This window comes from Mesorhizobium sp. NFR06 (assembly GCF_900115245.1).
Taxonomy (GTDB): Bacteria; Pseudomonadota; Alphaproteobacteria; order Rhizobiales; family Rhizobiaceae; genus Mesorhizobium.
In genome coordinates, this window is sequence record NZ_FOVT01000007.1 from 107,388 (window position 1) to 123,325 (window position 15,938).

Annotated in this window: 11 protein-coding genes; 3 read left to right on the plus strand and 8 right to left on the minus strand. The window is 64.5% G+C overall.

Annotated elements, in window-relative coordinates:
• Positions 1-92: 92 nt before the first annotated feature.
• Both F3H96_RS14855 and F3H96_RS14860 read right to left on the minus strand, forming a co-directional pair.
• Positions 93-413, minus strand: a complete 321-nt coding sequence (locus F3H96_RS14855) for a 2Fe-2S iron-sulfur cluster-binding protein (protein WP_149802485.1) — start codon at positions 411-413, stop codon at positions 93-95.
• A gap of 98 nt (positions 414-511) precedes the next feature.
• A complete protein-coding gene (locus tag F3H96_RS14860) occupies positions 512-880 on the minus strand; it encodes an Hpt domain-containing protein (RefSeq protein ID WP_149802486.1) in 369 nt (122 codons plus the stop codon).
• 290 nt (positions 881-1,170) lie between these two features.
• On the opposite strand from F3H96_RS14860, the gene F3H96_RS14865 reads away from it, so the two are divergent.
• On the plus strand, positions 1,171-7,287 hold the full coding sequence (locus F3H96_RS14865; protein ID WP_149802487.1) for a kinesin: 6,117 nt from the start codon (positions 1,171-1,173) through the stop codon (positions 7,285-7,287).
• Between the two features lie 339 nt (positions 7,288-7,626).
• Here F3H96_RS14865 and F3H96_RS14875 read toward each other — a convergent pair whose 3' ends face one another.
• From F3H96_RS14875 to F3H96_RS14890, 4 genes are all read right to left on the minus strand, one after another.
• Complete coding sequence (locus F3H96_RS14875) at positions 7,627-8,226, minus strand: ABC-type transport auxiliary lipoprotein family protein (protein ID WP_244620017.1); 600 nt, start codon at positions 8,224-8,226, stop codon at positions 7,627-7,629.
• A 79-nt stretch (positions 8,227-8,305) separates the two neighbouring features.
• Positions 8,306-9,679, minus strand: coding sequence for an MlaD family protein (locus F3H96_RS14880; RefSeq protein ID WP_149802489.1), 1,374 nt, complete (start codon positions 9,677-9,679; stop codon positions 8,306-8,308).
• 14 nt (positions 9,680-9,693) lie between these two features.
• Positions 9,694-10,506 (minus strand): ABC transporter ATP-binding protein, encoded by an 813-nt coding sequence (locus F3H96_RS14885; RefSeq protein WP_149802490.1) that lies wholly within the window; start codon positions 10,504-10,506, stop codon positions 9,694-9,696.
• Position 10,507: 1 nt separating this feature from the next.
• A complete protein-coding gene (locus F3H96_RS14890; protein WP_149802491.1) occupies positions 10,508-11,695 on the minus strand; it encodes an ABC transporter permease in 1,188 nt (395 codons plus the stop codon).
• A 77-nt stretch (positions 11,696-11,772) separates the two neighbouring features.
• Here F3H96_RS14890 and dgcA point away from each other — a divergent pair, with 77 nt between their 5' ends.
• Positions 11,773-12,756 carry an N-acetyl-D-Glu racemase DgcA gene (gene dgcA / locus F3H96_RS14895; protein ID WP_149802492.1) on the plus strand — a complete coding sequence of 328 codons (984 nt, stop codon included), beginning with the start codon at positions 11,773-11,775 and terminating at the stop codon, positions 12,754-12,756.
• Here dgcA and F3H96_RS14900 read toward each other — a convergent pair.
• The gene (locus tag F3H96_RS14900; RefSeq protein WP_149802493.1) at positions 12,727-13,941 is read right to left on the minus strand and encodes an MFS transporter; all 1,215 of its coding nucleotides are present in this window, start codon (positions 13,939-13,941) and stop codon (positions 12,727-12,729) included. The two genes, dgcA and F3H96_RS14900, sit on opposite strands and share 30 nt — an antisense overlap.
• A 120-nt stretch (positions 13,942-14,061) precedes the next feature.
• Positions 14,062-14,895 (minus strand): UDP-2,3-diacylglucosamine diphosphatase, encoded by an 834-nt coding sequence (locus F3H96_RS14905; protein WP_149802494.1) that lies wholly within the window; start codon positions 14,893-14,895, stop codon positions 14,062-14,064.
• A gap of 120 nt (positions 14,896-15,015) precedes the next feature.
• Here F3H96_RS14905 and F3H96_RS14910 point away from each other — a divergent pair, with 120 nt between their 5' ends.
• Entirely contained in the window at positions 15,016-15,795 is a 780-nt protein-coding gene (locus F3H96_RS14910) for an SDR family oxidoreductase (protein ID WP_149802495.1), read from the plus strand.
• The last annotated feature ends 143 nt before the right edge of the window (positions 15,796-15,938 follow it).

Below are 15,938 nucleotides of genomic sequence, written 5' to 3' on the forward strand. Positions count from 1 at the left end.
GGCCCGGCGACTTCGCCGTGGCGCTTCCGTCCGGAATAGCGACAAACCCGCGAGGTATAGCGGTTGGCCGTTTGCGAAAAACGACAGGCGTTCTAGCCTTGGCGTTCGGGGACGCGGACGATCAGGCCGTCGAGTGCGTCGCGCACCTTGATCTGGCAGGAGAGGCGCGAATTCGGCCGGACCTCGTAGGCGAAGTCCAGCATGTCCTCTTCCATCGCCTCCGGCTCGCCGACTTCGGCCGTCCAGGCCTCGTCGACATAGACATGGCAGGTCGCGCAGGCGCAGGCGCCGCCGCATTCGGCTTCGATGCCGGGCACCGCATTGCGGATCGCGTTTTCCATGACCGTCGAGCCGTTCTCGGCGTCCACGTCAAATCGGGTCCCGTCATGGGCGATGTAAGTCAGCTTGGTCATTAAGTCACCTGAGGAGTCGCAGCGGAGATAATCACTTCACCGGACAAGTCAACTGCGGCGCGAAAGCGCCACGAAATGACGTTTTTCAGAAGGTAACGCTAACGGCTGATGCCGGCGATGAAGTCGCGCACTTCCTCGATCAGCGTACCGAGCTTCTTGAGAGCCCGCATGTCTTCCGGCTGCTGCTCGATGAACCCGGCGCAATCGGCGACAGCGAAGGCGCCGATGCCTCGCGCCGACCCCTTGAGACCATGGGCCAGAAGAACTCGTTGCCCGGTGTCGGCGTCGACGATCTGGTCGCGAACGGACAGCGACTGGTTGACGAAAAGGGCCAGCACTTCCCGTTCGAGTTCGCGGTCGCCCATTGTCTGGCGCGCCAGATGGGCGAGATCCACGGGGCGGGCCCCGGCCGTTCCGGAGGCGTCGCCCCCCGGCATCGAAAACGCAATGCCACTTTCGCCACGCATACGCACTGCAACTCCATCAAGCGGGCAGACGAGCCCATGAAAATAGGCGATTCCAGTCGCCAACGGGTTAACGGTTGCAGGGGAAAAATGTTGTCACGGAGGCGTCCGGATCACGCTTGCGTTAACCTTATATTTAAAGTTTTACGTATCGCCCGGAATGCATGTTTTCTTTACCCCAGTGTGTCATTACGATACGAAGGTCCATTTTTCAGCCTCCTGCGCGGGATCGACAAGCCAGAATCAGGCCAAAATCATAAGTCCCGCGGCAGCTAGTACAGGGTAGCGAAGGCATGGCTAAGAAACCAACCACGACGAAGTCTCTCGAAAATGACGTAGCTGCTGAACTGGAAAAGGCGCTTGACCTTGACCTTAACAGCGGCGACGGCGGTCTCGACATGGCGGCGTCGATGGAGGATCTCGAAGCGCAGATTTCGGCGGCAGCCGACGAACTCGCGCGCGAGGGTCGCGGCCACAGGATAGAGCCGGCAAACACCCCCCAGCCCGCCAACGCGTCCGCGGCCAAGCCTGCCGAGTTGCGTCCCTTCGAATCGCGCAATGCCCAGCAGCCGTCGGGCCTTACGCCCCCCAACGGCTTCACGCCCGCCAATGACGACCGCCAGAAGGATTACAAGACGCTGCTGCACAGCCTCAACCGGCGTGCGTCGAGCACCGTTTACTGGGTGATCGCCTTTATCTCGCTGGCCTGGATCGCCGGCGCCGGCGGCCTGGCCAACCTCTTGTTCGGCCCGGGCATCTGGAAGATCCGCACCTTCGACCAGTTCTTTGCCCGTCCCGAACTGATCGGCCTGGCGGTTGCCGCGATCGTCCCGGTCATCCTGTTCTGGGCGTTCGCCGCCATGATCCGGCGCGCCCAGGAAATGCGCATCGCCGCGCAATCGATGACCGAGGTGGCCTTCCGCCTGGCCGAGCCCGAAAACCTCGCGCAGGACCGCGTCATGATGATCGGCCAGGCCGTTCGCCGCGAGGTCGCGGCCATGGGCGAAGGCATCGAGCGCACCTTGGCTCGCGCGGTCGAGCTCGAAACGCTCGTCCACGGCGAAGTCAACCAGCTCGAACGCTCTTATTCCGAAAACGAGGCCCGCATCCGTTCGCTGGTCGACGGTCTCGGCAGCGAGCGCGAGGCCGTCGTCACGCATGCCGAGCGCGTGCGCGCCTCCATCGCGAGCGCCCACGAGACGCTGCGCGACGAGATTGGCGCGGCCAGCGACATCATCCGCGACTCCATCCTCAACGCGTCGACTAAGCTGTCGATGACGATCAACAATTCCGGCGACACGCTGATCGATCGCATCAATGAAAGCTCGACGTCGATCTTCGATTCGGTCGAATCGCGCCTGGACAACATCACCGACCGGCTTTCGACCTCCGGTGAGGCTTTCGCCAGCCTGCTCGACACCCGTATCGCCAAGCTGACCGACACCACCGACGGCCTGACCCGCTCGCTGACCGACCTGCTCGACGACCGCACCAATGGCATGGTCTCGCTGCTCGGCGGCGCGGCGCGCACCTTGAGTTCCGAATTCGAGACGAGCCTCAGCGGCATCGAGCGGACGCTGGCCGAACGCGGTCAGGCGCTGATCAGCGAATTCCAGACCCGCGCCGAGGCGCTCGACACCGGCACGCAGAAGCTCAATGCCGCACTCGAGGCGCGCGCCCGCCAGATCAACGAGACGCTGGTCGAGCGCGCCCGCGAGATTGCCCACACCTTCGCCGAGAGCAAGGACCAGCTGTCCTCGATGATCGACCAAGGCAAGACGCAGATCGGCGCCGATATGGCGGACATCATCTCGTCGACATCTTCCATGCTCGAAGCCCGTGCCTCTGACTTCGCCGGCCGCATGGAAGCGGCCCGGCACGTGGTTTCGCGCTCCTTCGATTCCGACATCCAGCGGCTTGCCGACGCCCGCCTCGGCATCGAGGAAGCCGTCGAAAACCACAGCCGCAAGCTTTCCGAGAGCAGCGAGCGCATGGCCGCCGCCATGCAGGAGGACCTGGCGAAATTCGCCGAGGGCCGCGAGGCAATCGATGCCGCCGTCACCAACCAGGTGCAGAAGCTGGCGGAAGGCCGCGGCCTGATCTCGCGCGCGCTGGAAGAAGACCTGCGCAAGGTGAACGAGTCGCGCGCAGCCATCGACGCTTCGCTTGGCAGCCATCTGGAGCAGCTCGAGGAAGGCCGCAACCGCCTTGCCCAGGCGTTGAACGAAGACTCCGGCAGGCTCGTTCAAGCCCGTACAATGATTGATGAAATGGTCGCCGGCCATGTCGGAAAGTTGGCCGAAGGCCGCAACATTCTGGCCCGCGCGCTGGAAGCCGATCTCGGCAAGCTGGCCGACAGCCGCGCCTCCGTCGACGGCCTCGTCGCTGGTCAGGTCGAGAAGATCGCCGAGGGCCGCGCCGTGCTCGCCAAGGCGCTTGAAACAGATATCATCGGCATCAGGAACCTGATCGACAGCCACGCCGGCAAGCTCGCCGAAGACCGCAGCCTGCTGTCGCAGACGCTGGAAGCCGACCTCGCCAAGCTGGCCGAAAGCCGCGCCTCGATCGACGGCCTGGTTGCCGGCCAGGTCGAGAAGCTCGCCGAGGGCCGCGATATCCTCAAGCGCGCCCTGGAGGCCGATCTCAACACCATCAAGGGTGCCATTGCGGGACATTCCGACAAGGTGCTGGAGGATCGTTCGCAACTGTCGAAAGCTCTCGACGCCGACCTGCAGGCCGTCAGCGGCGCCATCGCCGATCACCAGAACCGGCTCGTCCAGGACCGTTCGGTGCTATCGCAGTCACTGGAAGACGATCTCGCCAAGCTGGCGGAGAGCCGTTCCAGCATAGACGGGCTGGTCGCCGGCCAGGTCGAGAAGCTCGCCGAGGGTCGCGATATCCTCAAGCGTGCGCTGGAAGCCGACCTCAACACCATCCAGGGCGCGATCGTCGATCATTCGCAGAAGATAACCGGCCACCGAGCCGAGCTTTCGCGTGCGCTCCAGGCCGATATGGCCAATGCCAGCGGTCTCATGGAGACCCACGCCGACCAACTGTCACAGAGCCGCGCGACGCTGTCCAAAGCGCTCGAAGACGACCTCGCCAAGCTCGCCGAAAGCCGCGCCGGCATTGACGGCCTGGTGTCCGGTCAGGTCGAGAAGCTCGCGGAAGGGCGCGACATCCTCAAGCGCGCGCTGGAAGCCGACCTTGCCAAGCTCGCCGAAAGCCGTGCCTCGATCGATGGCCTCGTCGCCGGCCAAGTCGATAAGCTCGCGGAAGGCAGGGACATCCTCACGCGCGCTCTTGAGGCAGATCTTGAGAAGCTGACCGAAAGCCGTGCTTCGATCGATGGCCTCGTCGCCGGCCAGGTCGAGAAGCTCGCCGAAGGCAGGGACATCCTCACGCGCGCTCTTGAGGCAGATCTTCAGAAGCTGACCGAAAGCCGCTCGCAGATCGATGGCGTCATCGCCGGCCATGTCGGCAAACTGTCCGAAGGCCGCAATATTCTTGCCAGGGCGCTGGAAGACGACCTCGTCAAGCTCGCCGACGCGCGCAAGGAGATCGATCGTTCGGTTTCCGGGCATATCGACCAGATCGCCGCCAGGAGCAGCGACATCTCGGCCGCGATTGCCGCCGACGTCGAGAAGATCGAGCAGGCCTTCAGCCGGCAGACCGGCATCATCGAGGAGCGCGCCGGCACCATGGAGCGCGCGCTGTCGACCGGTGTCGACAATGTTCGCGGCGTGCTGGAAAAGACCGCGGTCTTCGTGGCAGGCGCGCTGCGCGACAAGGTCATGGAAGTCACCGGCGCTCTGCACGAGCAAGCCGGAGCCGCTTTCAGCGACGCCGATCGCAAGATCGCCGAACGCGCCGAGCAGACCTCCGCCGCCCTGCTTGCCAGAGCCGAGGATATCGCCCAGGCCTTCGAGGCAGCGGACCGCCGCCTGCACGAGCGTGCCCAGGATACGTCCAACATGCTGATGGCTCGCGCCGACGACGCGTCGAACACGCTCATGGCCCGCGCCGAGGAAACCGCCGACAAGCTGGCCGCGCGCGCCGGCGAGATCGCCACCACCTTCGACGCCGCAGACCAAAAGCTGGTTGCCCGCGCCGTCGAAACGGCTCAGTCGCTCGCCTCGCGCGCCGGCGACATCCTGCGCAACTTCGAGGGCGCGGACGAACGGCTCTCGATGCGTATCAGCGAATCGGCCGAAGCGCTGGCCGCACGCGCGTCCGATCTCGGCCGCGTCTTCGATGCCGCCGACCAGCATCTGGTCTCGCGCATTGCCGAGGGTTCGGAAGCGTTGTCGTCGCGGGCGTCCGAAATTGCCCGGATCTTCGACGACGCCGACAGCCGCCTGGTGTCGCGCATTGCCAGCAGCACATCGACCATCGGCGAACATGCCGACACGATCGTCGGCGCCTTCGCCGCCACCGAGCAGCGCGTCGCCGACCGCGCCCGCCAGACCGGCCAGGAGCTCGCCGTGCACGCCCGCGAAATCGAGCAGGCGCTGGCCGGCGCCGACGAGCGGCTGGCGTCTAGCGCGGCCGCTGCCGCGGCCCGCGTCGAGGAACAGGTGGCGAATGTCGAGAACCGCCTCTCCTACAGCGCCGAAACGATGGGCCAGAAGCTCAACGAGCAGGTCTCAAGCGCCGAGGCCCAGCTGATATCGCGCGCCAACGTCATCGCCGAGACCTTCACGGCGGTCGGCCAGCATATCGGCCAAAGCACCAACGAGGCGGCAAAGACCATCGGCTCGAACACGCGCGAGCTCAACACCATGCTGGCCACGCGTTCGGCCGAAATGGCGAAGATTCTCGACGAGACGGCGAGGCCGCTGGTCGAACGCTTCGCCCAGGGCGGCTCCGAGTTGCAACGCAGCATGGAAGAGGTCACCGAGCGGGCAACCGAGAAGCTGCGCAGCGAAAACGCGGCCCTCGTCAACGCGCTGGCCGGCCGCACCGCCGAGACGCTTTCCGCCGTCGAAGGCGCGCGCTCGTCGCTTGCCGACAGCGTTGCCGATCTCATCGGCCGCATGACGACCTCCAGCGCACAACTCGGCCAGCTCATCGAGCAGGCCGCCGTCAACCTCGGCCATGTCGAGGAGCGGCTGGCCGGCAGCACACAGAGTTTCGCCAGCACCACGGAGAAGGCCGCTCAGACCTTCGCAAGTTCGGCGCGCCTGGTCGATTCCAACACGACGCGGCTCACCGACCTGTCCTCCGCAACACTGCGCGAGGTAGCCTCGATCGCGACCAAATTCGACGAACATAGCCGGCTGCTCACCAGCGCCTCGAATCTGCTCAGCTCGGCCCAGAGCAACCTCGAGCACACGCTGGAGCGCCAGTCCTCGCTGGAAGACCTCGCCGTCGGCCTGGTCAAGAAGTCGGAAGACCTCGAGAAGGTGATGCGTTCCTTCGAGAACCTGGTTGGCCAGACGATGCAGACCGCCGAGGGCCGGACGATGGAATCGGCCGAGAGGATCCGCACCGCGATCGCCGAGGTCGTCGATTCGGCGACGCGCCGCTTCGCCGACGCGACTGAAGAGATGCGGCGCACCGCGGGCTCGATCAAGAGCGAGCTCGACCTGACCCGCGCCGAGCTGAAGAAGGGCGTTATCGAGATGCCGGAAGAGGCCAAGGAATCGACCTCGGCCATTCGCCGCGCCGTATCCGAGCAGATCAATGCGCTCAAGGAACTGTCGGATATCGTTGCGAAATCCGGCCGCAGCGGCAGCAGCGAAACCGGCGAGCCGCGCGGTCTGCGCCCTGCCCAGCAGGCGCCGGCCCGCGCCGCCGAGCCGCCGCTGCGCCGTCCGCCGGCACCGCAGCCTCAGCCACAACCGGTGCCCCGTGCGCCGCAGGCTCCGCTCGCCGAGACAGCGCTGCGCGGCACCCTCGACCTTGAACGCCCGGCCGAAGCGCCGCGCCGCGACCCGAACGGCAAGACGGCGCAGGGCGGCTGGGTGCGCGACCTGCTCACCAACGCCTCGCGTGAGGAAGAGCTGCGGCCGGCAGCACCGGCCGAAGCGCCCCGCGCGACGCCTGCCGAGCGTTCCCCGCTGCATGTGATGGAATCGCTCAACTCGCTCTCCGTCGACATTGCCCGCGCCATCGACCACGATGCCTCGATCGAGCTCTGGAACCGCTACAGGCGCGGCGAACGCGACGTGTTCACGCGGCGCCTCTACACGCTGAAGGGTCAGCAGACCTTCGACGAGATCCGCCGCAAGTATCAGGCCGAGGCCGAGTTCCGCGCCGCCGTCGACCGCTACTGCGAGGATTTCGAGAAGCTGCTCAAGGATGTCTCGCGCAACGACCGCGACAACATCATGGCGCAGACCTATCTGACGTCCGACACCGGCAAGGTCTACACCATGCTGGCCCACGCCAGCGGCCGCCTGCACTGAGCGGGCGTCAGCCAGCAATAGAAAAGGCGGGACATGTTCCCGCCTTTTTCATGCCTGCCGAGTTGGTGTTTCACCGCCGCCCCGTTCTTCTTTCCCGACGTTTGCGCTGCCCCTCACCTGTCTGCCGGCATCCTTTCCCCGTATAGCGACGTGGAGAGGGACGCTCCCGCCAACGGTTTCGCCAATCTCGTACGTCGCAGGAAGGATGCCCGGCAGCGACAAGCCCGTTCTCCCCGTCACTTTACGGGGAGAAATGCCCGGCAGGACAATGAGGGGCGGCACCGACGCTTCATGCTTTCCGCTCCATGAGCGACGCGCCAGCCACCCGGATCGAACCGCTCAGATCACCGAATCCGTCCAGCGGACGATGTCCTTCGCCGCCTGCCCGAAGGCGTTGTCCAGCGCGGCGACATAGCCGGCGTTGCCGCGGCCCGAGACCGGCGCGCTCGCGGTGAAGTTCTTCGAGGCGCGCACCTCGCCATTGCGGTCGTTCAGGATGCGCACGAACAGATCGATATCGGCATGCTCGCCGCCATCGACACGCACCTCGAAGGAGCGCACCTCGACGATGACCTGGTAGTCGATCGCCAGCCCCTCGCCCGGCTTGCCGACGCCGGCGAAGCTGCCGGAACGCTGGAAGGTCTCGGCGAGCCTGGCCTGCACGATCAGCGGCAGGCGGTCGGCCCATTGCGCGCCCTTGAGGAACTGGATCGATTGGTCGGACGGCCTGATGACGATGTTCTGGCTGTCCAGCGCCTTGAGCGCCGACGGCTGGGCGATCAGGATCTGGCGGCGGCTATGGGCGCGGACGTCGACCGACGGCGCGGACAATTCAAACGTGTCGAGCGGCGCCGGCTTGCCGCCCAGGGCCGCACAGCCGCCAAGCGTCAACACGAGCGCCGCGGCGGCAGCCGACTTCAACCCTCTCACCGATTTCACGCGCGATCCCCGTTGTCCCCGGATCTTATGATCAACTTGCAGCTGCAACCCATGTTCTTGGCGTTCGCGGTAGCCGAAGTCAACGCCGCGCCCTGCCGTCAAACTGACGAACCTCTCCCTCGCCACCAGTCAGGATGCGCTGCGGATTGCGACTGAGATCGCTCACCGCTTCTTCGATGCGGTTGATCGAGCGCCGGCTGTCCTGGACCAGCGCTTCCACGTTCTGCAGCCCCGAGCCGGAGAAGCGCGACAGGTTGTCGACGATGGTGCCGAGGCGCGAGTTCAGCGTATCGGCCACCTGCTTGAAGGATTTCAGCGTCGCCCTGGCGTCGGCCATCACGCCGTTGGCTTCGCCGGATCCGAGAAGCTTATCGACCTTGGCAAGGATGCCGTCGACGCGCACCGAGGCATCGTTGAGGCGTTGCGAGAGCTGGCGGGCATTCTTGATGGTATCGTTGATGTCGTCGGAGCGGTTCTCGATCTTGTCGGTGACCTTGGCAATATCGGAGGCCGCCTTGTCGGCGTTGGCGCTGGCCTTCTGGATGTTGGCTAAAGCGGCCTTGACATCGGCCGGATCGATACCGTCGAGCACGCCGTTGACCTTGGCCAACGTCCCTTGCGTCTGCTTGGCGAAGTCGTTGATCGAGACGACCGCCGTGTTGACGTTGTCGATGACCGTGTCGAACTGCTTGCTGGTCTCTTTCAGGTTCGCTGTCACCGTGTCGACATTGGCCACGATGCTCTTGATCCGGTCCTTGTCGACGGAATTGAGCAGGCCTTCGGCGGCTTTCAGCGTGCTGTCGAGCCGGCCCGAGACGTTCTTCAGCTGATCCGAAAGCGAGCTCACCGCCGACAGGAACTTGTCGATACCGTCGGAATTCTTGGCCAGCGCGTCCGAGAAGGTCTCGACGTTGTTGATTGTCTTGGTCAGCGGGCCGCGAACGTCCTTGGTGAAGCCTTCGAGCTCGCTAAGCACCTTGTCGGCGCGGGTAAAGATATTCTGGGCCGTCTGTATGAGGTTGGTGACCGCGGACGGATTGGCGACGATCTCGGCGACCTTGCCTTCCTTCTCGGCCTCGTCGAGCAGCCTGGTTTCCTTCGGGTCGGCGCCCTTGAGCTCGATATTGGCCTGGCCGCTGAGACCGGTAAGTCCGATGTCGGCCTGGGTCGACTTGGTGAGCGGCGTCCAACGGGCGATTTCGGTGTCGGCGATGGCGACGGTTGGATCGTCGCCGTCGATATAGACGTTTTTCACGTCGCCAACCCTAACGCCGTTGAACAGCACAAGGCTGCCGCGGCTCAGGCCGGAAGCCGAGCCCGGGATGCGCACGCGCAGCATCGCCGTTTCGCCCCGGTTGCCGATCGCAGCCGTCCAATAGACGAACGCGAAGGCCGCCAGGATCGCGCCCAGCGTGAAGATGCCGACGATGACGTAGTTGGCTCTTGTTTCCATCGCCCCACTTATGGCTATGCGCGCGCCGCAAGATCAAGTTGCCGGGCGCGTTTTCCGCGGAAATAGGATTTCACCCACGGCTCGTCGCTCTTCAGCATGTCGTCGATCGTCCCTTCCACCAAGACCTTCTTCTTGCCGAGCACCGCCACGTGATCGCAGGCGGTAAACAGCGTGTCGAGATCGTGTGTGACCATGTAGACGGTCAAATCCATCGTGTCGCGCAGCTTGACGACCAGCTCGTCGAATTCGGCGGCGCTGATCGGATCGAGCCCCGAGGTCGGTTCGTCGAGAAATACGATGTCTGGATCGAGCGCCAAAGCGCGCGCCAACGCCGCGCGTTTGATCATGCCGCCGGAAAGCTCGGAGGGGAATTTCTGCGCGGCATCGGGCGGCAACCCGACCAGCTCGATCTTGAGCATGGCGAGCTCGTCCATCAGTGCCACGGGCAGGTCGAGATATTCACGCATCGGCACCTGCACGTTCTCCAGCACCGTCAGCGCCGAGAACAGCGCGCCATGCTGGAACAGGACGCCGAGCCGCATGTCGATGCGCAGGCGATCGGCGTCGCTTGCCTTGTCGACGTCGACGCCGAACAATGTGATGGTCCCCGATTGCTTCGGCATCAGCCCCAGTATGGTGCGCAACAGCACCGATTTGCCGGCGCCGGAGGCGCCGACGAAGCCGAGGATTTCTCCGCGCTTGATGTCGAGCGAAAGCTTGTCGAGAATCAGCTTGTCATCGATGGCGACGGTAACGTCGCGAACCGAAAGGACGATTTCGTCGTCGTTGGTGTCCTGCGCTACCGTCGAGCCGTCGCCGTTCGCCATCTCAGAACCCGATCGCTGCGTAGAACATGGCGAAAAGCCCGTCCAGGATGATGACGACGAAGATCGACTTCACCACCGACGCGGTGACGTGCAGGCCGAGCGATTCAGCACTGCCGCCGACCTTCATGCCCTCGACCGACGCGATGATGCCGATGATCAAGGCCATGAACGGCGCCTTGATCAGGCCGGCAAAGATGGTGCTGAGATCGATGGCGACGCGCAACCTGTCGATGAACGCGGCCGGCGGGATGTCGGAATAGAGCCAGGCGGCGATGATGCCGCCAGCGAGCGCCGCGAAATTGGCGATGATGGTGAGGCATGGCAGCCCGATCACCAGGGCGACGAGCCGCGGAAAGACCAGCACGCCGATCGGATTGAGGCCGATCACCTTCAGCGCGTCGACCTCCTCGCGCATTTTCATCGAACCGATCTCGGCCGTGATCGCGCTTCCGGAGCGTCCGGCAAGCATGATTGCCGTCATCAGCACGCCAAGCTCGCGCAGGATCAGCACGCCGACGAGGTCGACGACGAAGATGTTGGCCCCGAAATAGCTGAGCTGGTAGGCGCCTTGCTGGGCGACGATGGCGCCGACGATGGCCGACATCAGCACCACCACCGGTATGGCGCCGACGCCCATGCGATCGATCTGATTGAAGATCGCGGCCGGGTTGACTGCATGGCCACGGCCGAGCTTCATCTGCGCGCCGCGGATCGTGGCGCCAAGGATGTTCATCGAAGCCAAGAAATCGTCGCGCATCTCATAGACCTGCCGACCGACCAGCTCCAGCGCGCGCAGGATGATGTTGGGCGGCCCGGGCGGGCCCGATTCGGGCTCGCGGCGGACCGCGTCGCCGACCGCGCCGAGCAGGATCGAGGCGATCTCGCTCTGGCCCTGCAAATGAACCTCGACGCCTTTCTTCTCGAAGGCGCAGGCCAGCCGGTCGATCACCCAGGCGCCGGCCGTGTCCAGCTTTTCGATGTGGGACAGGTCGAGCGTCAGCTGCTTTGCGCCGCTTCTCTGCTCGATCTTGCGCATGTCGGCATCGACCAGCGCGACGGTGCGCGTCGTCCACACGCCTGAAAAGGCGCAACCCAGCACGCCGCCTTCCTCGCCCACGGCAACGCGTGGCCGGTGCTCAGCGCCATTGGCGGCCTCGCCGCTTGCGTCGCGTTTGCGGATGGTCAACATGGCGTCCTGTTTAGCGTGACGGGGCTGGCGTGTCGATTTGCCGGCAGACCGGTGTCGCACAGCCGGAGAAGAAAATTATGGCGCGTGTCATTTCGGTCGAAATGGAACGATTCCCGATCGCCGGCACCTTCACCATCTCACGCGGATCCAAAACCGAGGCCGAAGTCATCATCGTAACGATTGCCGAAGGGGGACGTTCCGGGCGTGGCGAGTGCGTGCCTTACAAGCGCTACGGCGAGACCATGGAGGGGGTGCGGGCGGCTATCGAAGCCATGCGTGGTCCGATCGTGGCCGGCATCGGCCGGGCCGCCCTGCTCACGGCCATGCCCGCGGGGGCCGCGCGAAACGCCATCGACTGCGCCCTTTGGGATCTGGAAGCCAAGCTGACCGGCGCGCCCGTGGCGGCGGCGATCGGCGTCCTTCCTGCCAGGCCGCTGGAAACGGCCTATACGCTGTCGCTGGCCGAACCGGAGGCCATGGCAGCGCAGGCGCGCGCCAATGCCACGCGGCCTCTGCTCAAGGTCAAGATCGGCGGCGACAACGACATGGCGAGGATTCGCGCGGTGACGCAGGCCGCTCCCGAAAGCCGGATCATCCTCGATGCCAATGAGGGCTGGACGGATCAGAATATCGAGACGAACCTTGGCTTCGCCGCGCGGCACGGCATCGCGCTCGTCGAACAGCCGCTGCCGGCAGGCAAGGACGGCATCCTGCGCCGGATAACGCATCCGGTGCCGATCTGCGCCGACGAAAGCGTACATGCGGCGAAGGACCTCGATGCGCTGGTCGGGCTCTACGACGCGGTCAACATCAAGCTCGACAAATCGGGCGGCCTGACAGAGGCGTTGAAATTGCGCGACCGCGCGCGCGAACTAGGCTTCGGCATCATGGTGGGCTGCATGGTCGGCACCTCGCTCGCCATGGCGCCGGCGGTGCTGCTGGCGCAGGATGCCGACTTCGTCGACCTCGATGGCCCGCTGCTGCTTGCACGCGATCGCGAACCCGGCCTTGTCTACCAGGGATCGCTCGTCTCACCCCCCGACAGGGTGCTGTGGGGCTGAACGGGAAGCGAGCCCAATCAGCACCATGCCGATGATCGCGATGGGGATCATCGCCCAGAAACCGTCGACGCCGAAGCGGTCATAGAGCGGGCCGGAAGCAAGCGTCACCGCCGCCATGAAGAAGCCGTTGAAGAAATAGGCAATGCCTTGCGCAGCACCCGTGCGCTCCTCGGAGATTGTCTCGCCGATCATCTTCTGCAGGCCGATCAGCACCATGGCGACGGACACCGAGTGCAACGACTGGACGACGAAGAAGCCGGCGACGCCAAGCCCGAGCGGCCAGACCAGCGGAAAGGCGATCCAGCGCACGATCGAGCCGATGCCGGCGATCACCATCACCTGGACGACTGAGATGGACGCGAAAATACGATTGAAAAACAGAAACATGCAAACTTCGCACACCACACCCCAGGCCCACAGCAGGCCGACGATGGAATCGCCGATGCCGATCGACTTCCAGTAGATCGAGACGAAGCCGTAGAGGAAGGCGTGGCTGGCGGTGATGATGCCGACGCCGAGGGTGAAATAGAGGAAATAGGCGTTGAACAGGCTCGGCGCCTTGTGGTGGATCTCGGTGGCCGACAGCGGCGAGGCCTTGCGCGGCCGTCCCATGCGCGGCGCCGCTAGTGCCGCAACCAAGGCCGCGCCGAGCGCCAGGAAAATGATGACCGGGACCGCCTGCGGGCCGGTGGCGGCGAGGATGAATCCGCCCGCGACATTGGCGCAGAGATAGGAGATCGAGCCCCATTTGCGCATGGCGGTGTAATTCGAGCCGAAGCGGCGCACGCCCGACAGCGCAAGCGAATCGGCCATCGGCGAATGCGGCGTCCAGACGATCGTCAAAAGGAGCGACACGGCGAGCACGACGGCATAGGTGGCCGGCAGGAAATAGCCGGCCGAGATGATCATCGAAGCAGCGACCAGCGCGATATAGACAGTGGCGCGGTCGTTCGCGCGATCGGCAAGCGCGGTCAGCATCGGCGTCGTCACCACGCGCAGGAACATCGGCGCCGCGAGGATGACGGCGATCTGCCCGGCATGAAAACCTTTCGCCTGCAGCCAGAGCGGGAAGTAGGGCAGATGCGTCCCTAGCGACACGAACAAGGTCGCGAAGATCAGGCTCATGCGCAGTTCGAAATGGCTGGGCTTGACGAGTTGCTCGGGCGACAGGGGCGGCAGCGACATGAATCGATCCAATTTCGCTGCATTCTATCGCCTGCAACGCGTCTCGATCCCTAACATGCAGCAAGGCCCGGCGGAACTGCCTGGACCAATCGATCCGGGGCAAAGCTGTTGAAAGGCCGCTTAGGCCGCCTGCGCAGCCCTGCCCTTGAGGTCGATGATGTCGACCGGCACCAGCACATCCTTGTCGACCGATGCTGATTCGGGCAGCACGTGCGCCCAGGTCAGGATCTCCATGCGGCCGTCGAAATGCTCGACCACCGCGGTGCAGCTTTCCACCCAGTCGCCGGTGTTGATGTACTGCACCTCGCCATAGTTCTCGATTGCGGCATGATGGATGTGGCCGCAGATGACGCCGTCGACATGCGAGCGCCGCGCTTCTTCGGAAAGCACGGTCTGGAACGAGCCGATGAAGTTCACCGCCTTCTTCACCTTGACCTTGGCCCAGGACGAGAACGACCAGTAAGGCAGGCCGAGCAGGTGGCGCAGCTTCGTCACCACGCGGTTGATCAGCATCGCCGTGTCATAGGCATAATCGCCGAGATAAGCGAGCCAGCGCTGGTTGTGCACGACCGTGTCGAACTGATCGCCATGGATGACCAGCAAGCGCCGGCCATCGGCGGTTTCGTGGATGGCGCGGTCGGCAACGACGATGCCGCCGAAATGCACGCCCTGGAACTGGCGGGCAAACTCGTCGTGGTTGCCGGCGATATAGGTGATCGAGGCGCCCTTGCGCGCTTTGCGCAGCAATTTCTGCACGACGTCATTGTGGCTCTGCGGCCAGTGCCAGTTGCGCCGCAGCCGCCAACCGTCGACGATATCGCCGACCAGATAGATGATTTCGGCGTCGTGATAACGCAGGAAGTCGATCAGGAAATCGGCCTTGGCCGCCTTCGAGCCGAGATGCACGTCGGAAATGAACAGGGCGCGGAAAGTGCGGGGCTCTGGGTCTGACATCGCGATTTACCCGTTGCTTTCGCGTGCCTATGCCCCGATTCATGCAACAACCGTATGACGGTTGCGGTTGGTCCAGCCCGGGAGCTAGCTTGCGCGCAACTCAAGCAGGAGAAAATCACCATGGATCTGGGCATTCGCGGCAAGAAGGCCATCGTCTGCGCTTCGAGCAAGGGATTGGGGCGCGGCTGCGCCATCGCACTGGCCGAGGCCGGCGTCGATCTCGTCGTCAACGGCCGCAACGCCGAACTTCTGGCGAAGACCGCGCAGGACATCCGCGACAGATTCGGCGTCAAGGTGATCGAAGTTGCCGGCGACGTGTCGAAGCCTGAAGTGCAGAAGGCGATGCTCGCCGCCTGCCCCGATCCGGACATCCTGGTCAACAACAATGGCGGTCCGCCGCTGCGCGATTTTCGCGAGCTCGATCGCGCCAAGATCCTCGACGGCGTGACGCAGAACATGGTGACGCCGATCGAGCTCATCCAGGCGGTGATCGACGGCATGGCCAAGCGCGGCTTCGGGCGCATCGTCAACATCACCTCGCTGTCGGTCTACGTCCCGATCCCTGGCCTCGACCTGTCTTCCGGCGCGCGCGCCGGCTTGACCTCTTTCCTCGCCGGCGTGGCGCGCACGGTGATTGACCGAAACGTCACCATCAACAGCCTGCTGCCCGGCAAGCTCGATACCGACCGTCTGCGTGGTCCGCATGAGGCCGGCACGCAGGAAGACCCGGTCGCCGCAGCCGCGCGCAAGGCCCGCATCAGCGCCGACGTGCCGGCCAAGCGCCTCGGCACGCCGGAGGAATTCGGCCAGATCTGCGCCTTCCTCTGTTCGGTCCATGCCGGCTACCTCACCGGCCAGAACATCCCGGTCGACGGCGGTCTCTACGTCAGCGCGTTCTGACCATCGCCGGTCCAAACGCCTGAAATTTCTCAGACAACCGGCTGGAATCGTTTGATTATATTCGCTCCGGGGCCCTCAAGGCCGGCGCCCGCGATTTGCCGTCGCGAAGACGCATCGGCGCATGCTAAAAGGCACCAAGACAG

What these genes read in the sequence shown, in the direction of transcription:
- F3H96_RS14890 (WP_149802491.1), bottom strand. Translation starts at nt 11,695, where the DNA reads ATGTTGACCATCCGCAAACGCGACGCAAGCGGCGAGGCCGCCAATGGC.
- F3H96_RS14885 (WP_149802490.1), bottom strand. Translation starts at nt 10,506, where the DNA reads ATGGCGAACGGCGACGGCTCGACGGTAGCGCAGGACACCAACGACGAC.
- F3H96_RS14910 (WP_149802495.1), top strand. Translation starts at nt 15,016, where the DNA reads ATGGATCTGGGCATTCGCGGCAAGAAGGCCATCGTCTGCGCTTCGAGC.
- F3H96_RS14865 (WP_149802487.1), top strand. Translation starts at nt 1,171, where the DNA reads ATGGCTAAGAAACCAACCACGACGAAGTCTCTCGAAAATGACGTAGCT.
- F3H96_RS14860 (WP_149802486.1), bottom strand. Translation starts at nt 880, where the DNA reads ATGCGTGGCGAAAGTGGCATTGCGTTTTCGATGCCGGGGGGCGACGCC.
- F3H96_RS14855 (WP_149802485.1), bottom strand. Translation starts at nt 413, where the DNA reads ATGACCAAGCTGACTTACATCGCCCATGACGGGACCCGATTTGACGTG.
- F3H96_RS14900 (WP_149802493.1), bottom strand. Translation starts at nt 13,941, where the DNA reads ATGTCGCTGCCGCCCCTGTCGCCCGAGCAACTCGTCAAGCCCAGCCAT.
- F3H96_RS14880 (WP_149802489.1), bottom strand. Translation starts at nt 9,679, where the DNA reads ATGGAAACAAGAGCCAACTACGTCATCGTCGGCATCTTCACGCTGGGC.
- F3H96_RS14905 (WP_149802494.1), bottom strand. Translation starts at nt 14,895, where the DNA reads ATGTCAGACCCAGAGCCCCGCACTTTCCGCGCCCTGTTCATTTCCGAC.
- dgcA (WP_149802492.1), top strand. Translation starts at nt 11,773, where the DNA reads ATGGCGCGTGTCATTTCGGTCGAAATGGAACGATTCCCGATCGCCGGC.